Consider the following 12191-nt stretch of genomic DNA (forward strand, 5'->3'; position numbering starts at 1 on the left):
GTAGTTTTTTAGATTGTATATAACTATATAGTTATATGGTGATATAGGATTTATTCGTAGATTATAGGAGTGTTGAGAAAGTGGTCATTCTAGCCATACTTATTTTTATGGTAACTTTAATTTTTGTAATCTGGCAGCCTCGAAATTTATCGATTGGATGGTCAGCCTGCGCCGGAGCGATCATTGCTTTACTAGCTGGGGTAGTTAGCTTTAATGATGTTCTGGATGTAACACAAATGGTGTGGAATGCGACGTTGGCGTTTGTTGCAATCATCTTAATTTCCTTAATTTTAGACAGTATTGGATTTTTTGAATGGGCTGCGTTACATATGGCGCGAGCAGCACGGGGGAACGGAACACGAATGTTTGTCTATGTCATCGTTCTTGGTGCGTTGGTTTCTGCCTTTTTTGCAAATGATGGAGCGGCGCTAATACTTACCCCTATTGTACTTGCTATGGTTAGAGCGCTGAATTTTGATGAGAAAAAAGTATTTCCATTCATTATTGCTAGCGGCTTTATTGCGGACACCACCTCATTACCGCTTGTGGTTAGCAATCTTGTGAATATCGTATCGGCTGACTTTTTTGGAATTACCTTTATGGAGTATGCGGGGAAAATGATTGTACCTACGCTATTCTCATTGATAGCGAGTATCGTGGTGCTTTATTTCTTTTTTCGCAAAAGTATTCCGAAGCGATTTAATGATTCCGAACTAAAAGATCCGCAAGAGGCTATTAAAGATAAGAAGATGTTCCGTCTATCATGGATTGTACTGGCTATTCTTTTAATAGGGTATTTCGTTAGTGGATTCTTGAAGATTCCGGTATCAGTGGTTGTGGGAATCATTGCAATTTTGTTCATGCTCCTCGCGAGAAGAAGCCCTTCCGTCAAGGTGAAAGAAGTGCTTACAGGAGCACCTTGGGCGATTGTGTTCTTCTCCATTGGAATGTATGTCGTGGTATATGGACTTCGGAATGCGGGTCTAACTGATCTACTCGCTAAGGCGATAGGAATGATTGCTGATCAGGGTCTATTCGCTGCAACTATGGGTATGGGATTCATTGCTGCATTGATCTCATCATTGATGAATAATCTGCCTACTGTAATGATTGACGCACTCGCAATTGATGCAACGCATACAACCGGAGTTATTAAAGAGGCATTAATATATGCGAATGTTATAGGTTCAGACTTAGGCCCTAAAATCACCCCAATTGGCTCACTAGCAACGCTGCTGTGGCTCCATGTGCTTTCGGCCAAAGGTGTGAAGATATCCTGGGGAACGTATTTTAAGACGGGTATTATATTAACTATCCCAACGTTGTTTATTACACTTTTAGGTCTTTATCTGTGGTTGTTGATTACTTAATTTGAAAAGGGGAAGATCAGGATGAACAAGAAAACGATTTATTTTTTATGTACAGGAAACTCTTGCCGGAGTCAGATGGCTGAGGGCTGGGCGAAGCAATATTTAGGGGGAGAATGGAACGTGTACAGCGCTGGAATTGAAGCCCATGGTCTAAATCCAAAAGCTGTACAAGCTATGAGCGAAGTAGGCATAGATATCACCGGACAGACCTCGGATATGATTGATTCTAATCTGCTGAATAATGCGGATCTAGTCGTTACGTTATGTGGGGACGCTGCGGATAAATGTCCAATGACGCCTCCGAAGGTCAAACGGGAACACTGGGGCTTCGATGATCCGGCAAAAGCGCAAGGGAGCGATGAAGAGAAGTGGGCAGTGTTCCAGCGTGTGCGTGACCAGATTGAGGTAAGAATCAAACGATTTGCGGAGACCGGCGAATAGTTACCAGGTGAAGCATCCTATTCTTTTAAAAATATAAGAAAGTATAAGTTTCACACTACACCGTATCCTTATATTTCTCGCAAAAACGCTTACCGTCCTTTAGCCTTTAGGGACGCCGGAGGCGTTTTTGCTTGGCTTAGGATATTTCACAACGGGCCATTTCACTTTCCTTAAGGCGTTCATTACCTCTGGTCCAACGTTCAGGTTACTTTGAACCAATTCATGGGGAGTGAGAGCCATCCATTGATTCAGAGAAACGTCGGCAAAACGATCGCTTTTGAACATTTCAAGGAACCATAAGGAGTCGTCGCCTGTATTCTGAATATAATGTCCAAACGCAAAAGGAACATATCCTACATCGCCTGCTCTGTAGTTGAAGGTACGTGCTACACCATTTCCAGCGAATACGGTCATGCGTCCTTTTCCGGTAAGATAATACTGCCATTCATCGTTATTTGGATGCCAGTGCAGCTCTCTCATCCCTCCGGGTTCAATTTCTACCAATGCGGCAGCTACGGTTTTGGAGATGGGAAAGTTACTGGAATCGACTATTCTGACGCTTCCGCCGGGAGTCTTCAGCGGAGGTTGAGCCAATAAGGAATGTTTAAAGGTTTGTGGGATCTCTCCGTATGGAGATTCTACCCTTTGACTTTGCAATGAACCCGGAACCTGATCCTGATAAATATAGACCTGTTCGGTAGGAATGGATTCAAATGCAGCGGCAGGCACCCCAAAGTTAGCCGAAAGCACTTCTTTCGGAGTATGGGCAAACCAATCGGAAATGGACAAGGTGTTTAGATCAGAGAAACTTCCATCGTCGAATACAAGCAGAAACTCACAGCCTTCTTCAAGACCTTGTATAGAGTGGGGAATACCTGGTGGAAAATACCATAGATCACCTGTCCCCACATCTGCTATGAAGTTTCGACCATTTTGATCTACGGCAGTAATTCGAGCTCGACCTAGCAGCATATAAGACCATTCCGCTTGCTGATGCCAATGGAGTTCACGTACTCCACCGGGGGTTAGGCTCATGTTGACGCCAGCTAGTGTAGTGGCGATGGGGAGGTCTCTGACCGTCACCTCTCTCGACCAGCCACCATGATTAAGCTGCATATGTGCATCGGAGAAGGAGAATTTTAAATTGGGGACGAGACCGGCATCGGTCACGGGAGGGACAAACATGTCGGGATTCTCCAAATCCCGCATTATATCACGTGGTCCTTTATCTAATCCCCCTGCGCCATCGCTTCGAATGGGCTGAGGGATATTTGTCTTTCTTGGCGAAACCTGTCCATCTGCAGTCATCCATCGCACTCCTTTCATGATTCTAAATAACTCAATGAAAATATATGCGGAATCCTGTCTTTTATGATGAATAACAAAAGTGGAACAAGTTGACATGCGCAAGGGGATCATTGATTATTACTAATAGAGGCTTTGTTCTAAACGGAGTAGAGAGGGAGAGGGGTTTGAGATGAATCACATTAAGGAGTCCTTACAACGATTAGGGAGAATAAGAGCTTATGTCATAGGTCTGTTGGTAATTATGTTCGCCGCCGGTTCCGCGGTTACACCAACATCGGTGTCGGCGGCTGTTCAGTTAGGGACTCAGGTAATGCCACTTTCATATGGTGGGTATTACGTCCTTTTTCCAGGTAAACTCGCTCCTTATTTTAAATCAGGTAAATTAATGGTGCCGATTCGGGCTTTCTCGAGTGCGATTGGTGCGGATTTGCTCTATGACGCATTAACGAACAGCGTTACGGTTTCACTACTGGATCGCTCTGTAGGGAAGATTAAAGCAGGGCAGCTAGAGGCAGAATTTAATGGGGAGACAGAAGATTCATTAGGGATCGCCCCAGAGATCAAGGATGGAATCCTGTTTGTTCCAGCATCCCCTATTCTAGAGGGGTTAAAGACATTTCGCTGGGAAACTCAGTTCAATAACGTGAATAAATTAACCCTTGGCATTGGCGCTAGGAAAGGGGAGGAATGGGCGAAGCCTGAGGCAGATCGTGCACTCGCGCCTTACCCCGTGGAGACGACAGCACATCCGTATCCGTTATATCCTTTTAAGCTAACACAGGCTCAATCTGGGAAAGAATACAGACTAACCTTAGGCGTGCAAAATACCTCCGGCTTCGTCATCCCTAAAGGGAATGCGGAACTAGAGCTGGTTAGTGTGGACCGCAAGGGGAATTCTTACTACCAAACGTTAAAAGGACCTGATGCGTTAACCTCCAAGGCGGCATTGTTGTCATTTTCCGTTTCCATTCCAACAGAGGCTGAATACGTCATTTTCAGATCACGTACATTGAGAGCGGAATAAGTATCATAGGTGTTCTAACAAGATATACAGAGAGCAGGTTAAGAAATAGATGACAGGTAACGAAGGGCAGCACTATCGCTTCAGTGAAGCACCCATTTGGGAATTGCAGCGGGCTTATTATGAGGAACAGGGATTAAAGGCTTGGAATAATGATCAGGTTCCGCAGTATATTACGAGTAATCCTGTGATTGCGACTGCATACGCAGAAATGATCTTCGGATTCCTGCAAGATCGGGCTGGACAAGGTCATCTCTCTGAAACAGTCACCATACTGGAATTGGGAGCAGGAGCGGGTCGATTAGCGTACCATATCCTTAAGAAACTATGCGAAATCATAGATTACGCGGGAACTCCGCTTCCTCCTTTTCGTTATGTGATGAGTGATTTACCCGCTAAAAATATAACCAGCTGGCAGCAGCACCCAAGCCTACTTCCATTCGTAGAGCAGGGTATACTGGATTTCGCACGTTTTGATGCAGTACAGGATACTGAACTGTATTTAGTGAAAGCTAAGCTCAGCATCAAACCTGGTGATTTACAGCAGCCGCTGCTGCTTGTAGCGAATTATTTTTTTGACAGTATCCCGCAGGAATTAATTTATGTGGATGAAGGTAAAATATTTGAATGTGAGGTGTCGATTCAGTATTCAGCGGATGCAGATTCGGACAACCCCTCAGATATACTCGGCAAAATCATTCCTCAGTATCATTATCGCCGTGCGGCTAATTACGAAGCGGAGACCTATACCTATCATGACGTTATAGCGCTTTATCAGCAAAAGCTGGAGGATTCCCATATCCTGTTTCCGGTGGTGGGGCTTACATGTCTGGAGCGGCTTGCTAGGTTGTCTAAAGAAGGTTTCGTACTACTAACAGCAGATAAGGGAGATCACCGTATCGAGAATTGGGAATTTGCCGAGCCACCTGAGCTTATTCATCACGGAAGCTTCTCCTTAACGGCGAACTATCATGCGATTCAGCATGTGTTGGAGCAAAAAGGGGCTCAATCCTTATTTACCACACATCACTATAAAAACTTGAACATCGGATGTATTCTTATGCTGGACGCGCCGATGAGCTATACGAACACTCGGCTGGGTTACAAACGCTTTGTAGAGCGTTTTGGTCCGGATGATTTCTTCAGTATGAAGGAATGGGGCGACCATCAATTAGACGCTATGGAGATACAGCAAATTTTGGTCTTTTGGCGATTAGGCGGGTACGATGCGGAATGGTTTATCCACAGTGCTGAACGGATTTCTGAGCTATTACCCACTGCAAGTGATGAAGAAATGCTGGATCTTCAGCAGGGGATACGATTAATGTGGACAGGTTACTATCCGATGGAACAGAGCTATGACCTATCACTGGATGCCGGGTTACTGCTGTATGAAATGGATAAGTTCGAGGAGGCGTTAGCCTACTTAGAGCGGTCTATGCATGTCAATTCGGAAGAACCATTAGCCTCGGTGCTTTATAGTATGGCGATTTGTAATTATGAGCTTGGAGCTGAAGGGGCTGCACTGGATTACGCGCGTAGAGCTTTTGCTGTAGAGCCGGATAATGAAGTAGTGTTGGAACTAATAACGGCTCTGAGCGAGGATTAAATCGTAAGAAGACAGAAGTACAGCACCATTTACACAGGACCATCTATTTGGTATCCTATACAAAATAATTAAACGCGATGACGAGAAGAGTAAATAAAATCATTCCTTCACAGAGAGCCCTGAATGATGAGAACAGGGTAAGGGAGATTTTATCGAAACAAGCCTCTGAGCGGCATATCGGAACCGATCGACGGGGATGGTATGACGGGAGCTCCTGTTATAGAGCTAGAGTATAAGCGCTGCGTAAGCTGCATTGCCGTACTTGATGAGATTAATATGGCGACATATTAATGAACCTGGGGTGGTACCGCGAGAATTTCGTCCCCAAGACCATAAGTCTTGGAGGTGAGGTTCTTTTTATTTAAATATAAGAAAGTATAAGTTTCACATTATACTTTATCCTTATATTTCTCGCTTAAACGCTTACCGTCCTTATAGGACGCCGAAGGCGTTTATGCTTGTGCAGAATAATCAGGCGGATATCACTTATAAACAGGAGGTAATACCAATGAACAAGGAACCGGAAGTATTAGCAGAGAGTTACATCGACAGATTGATTCAAGAAGAGCTGGAAGCTGGGACTTACAGTAGAGATATTTGCACGAGATTCCCACCGGAGCCTAATGGGTATCTGCATATTGGCAGTGCGTATGCTATTCACACGAACTATACGACTGCGAAAAAGTATGGCGGGAAGTTCCATTTGCGGTTCGATGACACCAATCCTTTAAAAGAGGATCTGGAGTATGTAAATGCTATTTGCGAAGATATGTTATGGATGGGCTACCCGCCGGACCATACTTTCTACGGATCAGACTATTCGGAAAAAATATATAATAGCGCGGTAAAGTTAATCCAAAAAGGAAAAGCCTACGTCTGCGATTTATCACCTGAAGAGGTGTCAGCTTATAGAGGAACGCTTACGGAGCCGGGAAAGAACAGCCCTTATCGGGAGCGTTCTGTGGAAGAGAATTTGAAGTTATTCACGGAGATGAGGAATGGAGCCTATCCGACGGGAGCCAGAGTATTACGGGCCAAAATAGATATGAGCTCACCTAATATCAACTTACGTGATCCAGTGATTTACAGAATCATTCATGCGGAGCATTATAGAACCGGCAAGGATTGGTGTATCTATCCGATGTATGATTTTGCCCATCCTATACAAGATGCGATCGAAGGGATTACGCATTCCCTATGTTCCATTGAGTTTAAGGATCATCGACCACTGTATGAGTGGGTACTGAATGAACTGGATACCCCTGAGGCTCCAAAGCAAAGGGAGTTTGGACGCGTAAATATCACCGGCGTCGTTACTAGTAAACGGTATATTAGACAACTGGTTACAGGACATTATGTGGATGGCTGGGATGATCCAAGACTTCCAACGCTTCGCGGATTGCGGAGAAGAGGTTTTACGCCGGAGAGTATTCGGAATTTTGTGAAGGAAATTGGTTTTGTTAGAAATAGCACCATTGTAGATATTGCCATGTTAGAACATTCGCTTAGACAAGATTTGAAGGCGAAGGCAACTAGCGTGATGGCTGTTCTAAAGCCTCTAAAGGTGGTTATTACTAACTACCCTGAGAATCAAAGCGAATGGCTGAAGATTGAGAATAACAGTGAGGATAAGACGCTTGGGGAAAGGGAAGTTCCTTTTTCACGGACGCTTTATATTGAACAAGAGGATTTCATGGAGGAGCCACCCAAAGGTTATCACAGGCTGACTATAGGGAATGAGGTTAGGTTAAAGGGCGCCTACTTCATTAAGTGCAATGAGGTGCTCAAGGACGAAGCAACTGGAGAAGTTATAGAGCTTCGCTGCACCTATGATCCGAGAACGAAGAGTGGAAGTGGATTTAATGAACGGAAGGTTAAAGCGACCATCCACTGGGTATCGGCAGAGCACGCGATCAAGGCGGAAGTTCATCTATATGAGCGGTTGCTAAAAGATAACGACGGTCCTAAAGAAGAGGATGAGCGCTGGGACGCGTATCTTAATCCAGATTCCCTAACCATTCTGAAGGATTGCTTGTTGGAGCCTTCCATGGCGAGTGCACTTCCAGAAGATAAATTTCAATTCATCCGGCATGGATTCTTCTGTGTGGATAAGAAATATACCACAGCAGATAAGCTGGTACTGAACCGAATTGTGCCGCTGAAGGACACATGGAAAAAGAATTCGTAACCTTTAATGATGATATTTATGATTAGAGTAATTGGCTTAAACCGGGCGAAGATCGGGTAATTCCTGATGTCGTCCGGTTTTTTTGTTCTTGGTCGTAGGTGGACAAGCATATGAAAATTTCTAATGAAACATATTTACATTTTTCAGAAATGAGCATATACTTTAAATATAAGTTGCACAGAGGAAACTTTCGTGTATATAGACAACTTTTTTTGGGCAAGAGGAGGAATTGACATGTTGGAACAAACTTTAATAGAAAAACCACATATAGAACAACCGCATATGAGACAACATAAAAACTCCATTTCGGCGCAAGCCGTACTCAATGGGGAGACCAAAGGAATTAAAAGATTACTTCCTTTCTTAGGTCCAGCGTTTATCGCTGCAGTTGCTTATCTGGATCCAGGTAATTTTGCCACGAACATTACGGCAGGTTCAAAATACGGCTATCTTTTATTGTGGGTGATTGTAGCCTCGAATTTAATGGCCGTTCTTATTCAGGCGTTATCCGCCAAGCTTGGTATTGCTACAGGAAAGAACCTGCCGGAGATCGCTCATGATCGTTTTCCGAAGAGTGTATCGATCTTCTTATGGATTCAAAGTGAACTGGTGATTATAGCTACGGATCTGGCGGAGTTTATCGGGGCAGCATTGGGGCTTTATCTATTATTTGATATTCCCATGCTGCCGGCAGCACTCATTACTGCGGTCGGTTCATTTGCTATCCTAGAGCTTCAGCGCCGGGGTTACCGTTCCCTTGAGGCCGGAATTGCTGCAATGATTCTTATAGTTGTATTAGCCTTTGCTTTTCAAGTAATTGTAGCTAAACCGGATATGGGTGCTGTTGCTGTAGGCATGTTTACACCTAAGTTTGAAGGGGTGGACAGCATCCTTTTGGCCGCAGGAATTCTAGGCGCAACCGTAATGCCACATGCCATTTATCTACATTCATCACTTACACAGAACCGTATTGTAGGAGTAAATGAAGCGGAGAAGAAACAAATCTTTAAACTGGAATTCATAGATATTATTATTGCGATGATTATTGCAGGGGCAGTGAATCTGGCGATGGTTATTGTCTCGGCCGCATTATTTTTCAAAAATGGTATCGTGGTTGAGGATTTGGATGTTGCGTTTCAGCAATTTAGTCACTTAGCTGGACCCGTAACGGCTATCTCCTTTGGCTTAGGACTACTCATCGCAGGACTATCGAGCTCTTCTGTAGGAACTATGGCTGGCGATGTGGTAATGCAAGGCTTCATCAACAAAAGAATTAACCTGTACTTACGCCGTGCGATTACGATTATTCCACCTTTGGCTATCATTGGTTTTGGTGTAAATCCAACGAAAGCACTCGTTATCAGCCAGGTGATCTTGTCCTTTGGGATTGCCTTTGCTCTGGTACCACTGGTTATGTTTACAAGCAATCGTCAGATTATGGGCGGGTTAGTGAATCGTAAGATGACAGCTGCTCTCGGCTGGCTTATCTCTGGTCTGGTTGTATCGTTAAATTTATTTTTGGTATATCAAATATTTGGATAAGGCAGGACATCTTTATTTGGTGAGTGAAAAAAGGTATACTTGAGCATGTTTATAATTCACGCCAGAGTAAGGAGATCGACAATGTCCATGCAAGAAATATCCGGTTATAAGTCTATAGCCCTTGATATTGCACAAAGAATTGTAAGCGGGGAATTTCCCGTACAGAGTAAGCTATCCGGGCGTTCTCTATTGGCAGGGCAATATCATGTTTCTCCCGAGACGATTCGTAAGGCTATGGGATTATTGAAGGATGAGAATATAGTGTTTGTTTCGCAGGGGAAAGAGATTATTGTCATCTCTGATCAAAAGGCGTATGAGTATATTACCAGAAATAACTATCTGAAATCAGCTTATTCGTTGAAACAGGATCTAGAGCAATTGTTGCTTGAAAAGAAGAAGCTAGACGGCAAGTTCGAGAGGCTACTAACTGGAATTATCGAGGCATCAGACCGGATGAAGAATTTAAAGCCGTACCACCCGGAAGAAATTACAATCCATGAAGAATCACATGTGGTTGGCAAAACCATTGGAGCATTACAATTTTGGCAGAATACAGGTGCTACGATTATAGCGCTTCGCCGGGGTGCGAACATAACAATCTCCCCAGGTCCACATGTCATACTCAGAGAAAATGATGTACTTGTAGCCGTTGGTGATGAGAAAATGTACCAAAGAACGGAGCAATTTATTAATAAAAATGCAGAGAATCATTTATAATAATAGATCAAAAAAAGGCTATCCAGCGGGGTTTATCACTGGATAGCCTTTTTTGTAATTAAGATATTACATTTATTTACAAACAACTTATTGTAATGATGTAGGTTGTCAGTTAGGGAGTTGTTTGTTATAGTTTAACTTACAGAGTCGCCCGGCGAGATGATCTGACGATAGAGATAAGAAGGAGAGACCCTATGCTGAAATTTGAAAAAGTAGGTAAGAAATACCCGAATGGTTATGAAGCAGTTAAGAATATTAGCTTTGAAATTGAAGCTGGAGAAATACTAGTATTGATCGGTCCGAGCGGTTGCGGAAAGACAACAACGATGAAAATGATAAATCGTCTTGTTCCGCATACTTCAGGCCATATTTATATCCACGGTAAAGATATTACCAAGGAGAACCCCGTAACCCTCCGCAAGAACATCGGTTATGTTATTCAACAAGCTGGTTTGTTCCCGCACTACACCATAGAAGACAATGTAGGTCTGATTCCTGACCTAAAGGGGTGGGATGTGAATAAGAGAAAAGAACGGGTGCTCGAAATGCTCCGTCTAGTCGGACTTGATCCGGCCCTATATGCCAAACGTTATCCGAAACAATTATCAGGTGGGCAGCAGCAGCGTGTAGGTGTAGCTCGTGCATTGGCAGCTGATCCCGAGATCATATTGATGGATGAACCGTTTGGCGCTTTGGACCCCATTACCCGTGAACAGCTGCAAGATGAGCTGCTACGCATGCAACAAGAAGTGAAGAAGACAATTGTATTTGTAACACATGATATGGATGAAGCACTGAAGCTTGGAGATAAAATCGCTATTCTTAAAGATGGTGAAATCGTTCAACTAGATACACCGTATGAGCTGCTCAGCCGGCCTGCTAATGATTTCGTAGAGTCATTTATCGGCAAAAACCGTATTTACCAAAACCCTGAGTATATCCCCGTAACAGAAGTCATGCGTGACAATCCATCCACATCCCTTCCAAGCCGAACGCTGGGTAAAGCTCTTACCTTTATGCGTCAACGCAAAATGGATACACTACTGGTTGGAAACGAGAAAGGTAAGCTGCTTGGCATAGTCTCCGCTTATGATGTTACCGCCAAAATGGAACAAAGCCTTACTATCGAAGAAATTATGACACCACCTGGGGTGGTGCTGCAGGATACAGCAACAGCAAGAGACGCATTATCGTTGATTACGGAAGCTCCATACGGCATTATTCCGATTGTAACCGCTGAGGGGAACATTGCCGGGATTGTTACAAGAGGCAGTCTTCTGACGGCGTTTGCAGCACAATGGGGAGGCACGAAAGAGGAGGAAGTGTCTGTATGAGAGATCAATCGTTATGGCAACAACTCATATATCAATTAGATTTACGTAGGGAAGATTTGATTCATTCTATGGGAGTGCATATGCAACTTGTGCTCTTGTCCATGTTATTTGCAATTATTGTTGGCATTGCGCTTGGAATTATGATTACACGGGTTAAACCTCTGAAAGGTATTACGCTTGGTGCGGCGGGGATTCTTCAGACAATACCTAGTCTGGCGATGCTCGGATTTATGATTCCTCTATTTGGCATAGGGATGAAGACGGCAGTTGTAGCTTTGTTTTTGTATTCACTTCTGCCAATCATCCGCAACACCTACACGGGAATTACTGATGTGGATCCGTCTATAGTGGAAGCGGCCCGGGGAATGGGAATGAAGAGCTGGCAGATTCTATTCAGGGTTCAACTCCCTTTAGCTTTAAGTGTAATTATGGCGGGGATCCGTACTGCCGCAGTTATTAATGTCGGGACAGCAACACTGGCAGCCTTTATCGGTGCTGGCGGATTGGGTGAATTTATTTTCTTAGGTATTCAACGGAACATCGAAGCTCTAACCTTACTTGGTGCTATTCCGGCCGCGATTCTTGCACTCGTGCTGGATTATCTACTCGGATTGCTTGAACGATTAACGACTCCAAAGGGATTGAAAGTATAACTAAAACT

At 43.9% G+C, this 12191-nt stretch carries 10 protein-coding genes and 1 other annotated feature; of the genes, 9 read left to right on the forward strand and 1 reads right to left on the reverse strand.

The annotated features are described in order from the left end of the window. Positions 1-80: 80 nt before the first annotated feature. Both PAENI_RS07480 and arsC read left to right on the forward strand, forming a co-directional pair. A complete protein-coding gene (locus tag PAENI_RS07480) occupies positions 81-1370 on the forward strand; it encodes an arsenic transporter (RefSeq protein ID WP_149644854.1) in 1290 nt (429 codons plus the stop codon). A 21-nt stretch (positions 1371-1391) separates the two neighbouring features. Next, a complete protein-coding gene (gene arsC, locus PAENI_RS07485; RefSeq protein ID WP_149644855.1) occupies positions 1392-1811 on the forward strand; it encodes an arsenate reductase (thioredoxin) in 420 nt (139 codons plus the stop codon). Positions 1812-1910: 99 nt separating this feature from the next. On the opposite strand, the gene PAENI_RS07490 is transcribed toward arsC, so the two are convergent. Further along, positions 1911-3119 carry an oxalate decarboxylase family bicupin gene (locus PAENI_RS07490; protein ID WP_149644856.1) on the reverse strand — a complete coding sequence of 403 codons (1209 nt, stop codon included), beginning with the start codon at positions 3117-3119 and terminating at the stop codon, positions 1911-1913. Positions 3120-3288: 169 nt separating this feature from the next. Between PAENI_RS07490 and PAENI_RS07495 the strand changes: the two genes are divergently transcribed. The 7 genes from PAENI_RS07495 (at position 3289) to PAENI_RS07525 (ending at position 12183) form a co-directional block, all read left to right on the forward strand. Continuing rightward, the gene (locus tag PAENI_RS07495) at positions 3289-4143 is read left to right on the forward strand and encodes a copper amine oxidase N-terminal domain-containing protein (RefSeq protein WP_149644857.1); all 855 of its coding nucleotides are present in this window, start codon (positions 3289-3291) and stop codon (positions 4141-4143) included. 49 nt (positions 4144-4192) lie between these two features. Continuing rightward, positions 4193-5749, forward strand: coding sequence for an SAM-dependent methyltransferase (locus PAENI_RS07500; RefSeq protein ID WP_149644858.1), 1557 nt, complete (start codon positions 4193-4195; stop codon positions 5747-5749). 68 nt (positions 5750-5817) lie between these two features. After that, positions 5818-6078, forward strand: a binding site (T-box leader). A gap of 179 nt (positions 6079-6257) precedes the next feature. Then, a complete protein-coding gene (locus PAENI_RS07505) occupies positions 6258-7937 on the forward strand; it encodes a glutamine--tRNA ligase/YqeY domain fusion protein (RefSeq protein ID WP_149644859.1) in 1680 nt (559 codons plus the stop codon). 282 nt (positions 7938-8219) lie between these two features. Beyond that, positions 8220-9479: an Nramp family divalent metal transporter gene (locus PAENI_RS07510; RefSeq protein WP_042194556.1), complete on the forward strand. Its 1260-nt coding sequence runs from the start codon at positions 8220-8222 to the stop codon at positions 9477-9479. Positions 9480-9560: 81 nt separating this feature from the next. Beyond that, on the forward strand, positions 9561-10196 hold the full coding sequence (locus PAENI_RS07515) for a GntR family transcriptional regulator (protein ID WP_262495549.1): 636 nt from the start codon (positions 9561-9563) through the stop codon (positions 10194-10196). Between the two features lie 194 nt (positions 10197-10390). Beyond that, positions 10391-11530 (forward strand): ABC transporter ATP-binding protein, encoded by a 1140-nt coding sequence (locus PAENI_RS07520; protein ID WP_149644860.1) that lies wholly within the window; start codon positions 10391-10393, stop codon positions 11528-11530. After that, on the forward strand, positions 11527-12183 hold the full coding sequence (locus tag PAENI_RS07525; protein ID WP_149644861.1) for an ABC transporter permease: 657 nt from the start codon (positions 11527-11529) through the stop codon (positions 12181-12183). The genes PAENI_RS07520 and PAENI_RS07525 overlap by 4 nt, the downstream gene beginning before the upstream one ends. Positions 12184-12191: the final 8 nt, after the last annotated feature.

Source organism: Paenibacillus sp. B2(2019), assembly GCF_008370385.1.
Classification (GTDB): Bacteria; Bacillota; Bacilli; order Paenibacillales; family Paenibacillaceae; genus Paenibacillus_AQ.

What these genes read in the sequence shown, in the direction of transcription:
- PAENI_RS07515 (WP_262495549.1), top strand. Translation starts at nt 9,561, where the DNA reads ATGTCCATGCAAGAAATATCCGGTTATAAGTCTATAGCCCTTGATATT.
- PAENI_RS07490 (WP_149644856.1), bottom strand. Translation starts at nt 3,119, where the DNA reads ATGACTGCAGATGGACAGGTTTCGCCAAGAAAGACAAATATCCCTCAG.
- PAENI_RS07525 (WP_149644861.1), top strand. Translation starts at nt 11,527, where the DNA reads ATGAGAGATCAATCGTTATGGCAACAACTCATATATCAATTAGATTTA.
- PAENI_RS07505 (WP_149644859.1), top strand. Translation starts at nt 6,258, where the DNA reads ATGAACAAGGAACCGGAAGTATTAGCAGAGAGTTACATCGACAGATTG.
- arsC (WP_149644855.1), top strand. Translation starts at nt 1,392, where the DNA reads ATGAACAAGAAAACGATTTATTTTTTATGTACAGGAAACTCTTGCCGG.
- PAENI_RS07520 (WP_149644860.1), top strand. Translation starts at nt 10,391, where the DNA reads ATGCTGAAATTTGAAAAAGTAGGTAAGAAATACCCGAATGGTTATGAA.
- PAENI_RS07495 (WP_149644857.1), top strand. Translation starts at nt 3,289, where the DNA reads ATGAATCACATTAAGGAGTCCTTACAACGATTAGGGAGAATAAGAGCT.
- PAENI_RS07510 (WP_042194556.1), top strand. Translation starts at nt 8,220, where the DNA reads ATGAGACAACATAAAAACTCCATTTCGGCGCAAGCCGTACTCAATGGG.
- PAENI_RS07500 (WP_149644858.1), top strand. Translation starts at nt 4,193, where the DNA reads ATGACAGGTAACGAAGGGCAGCACTATCGCTTCAGTGAAGCACCCATT.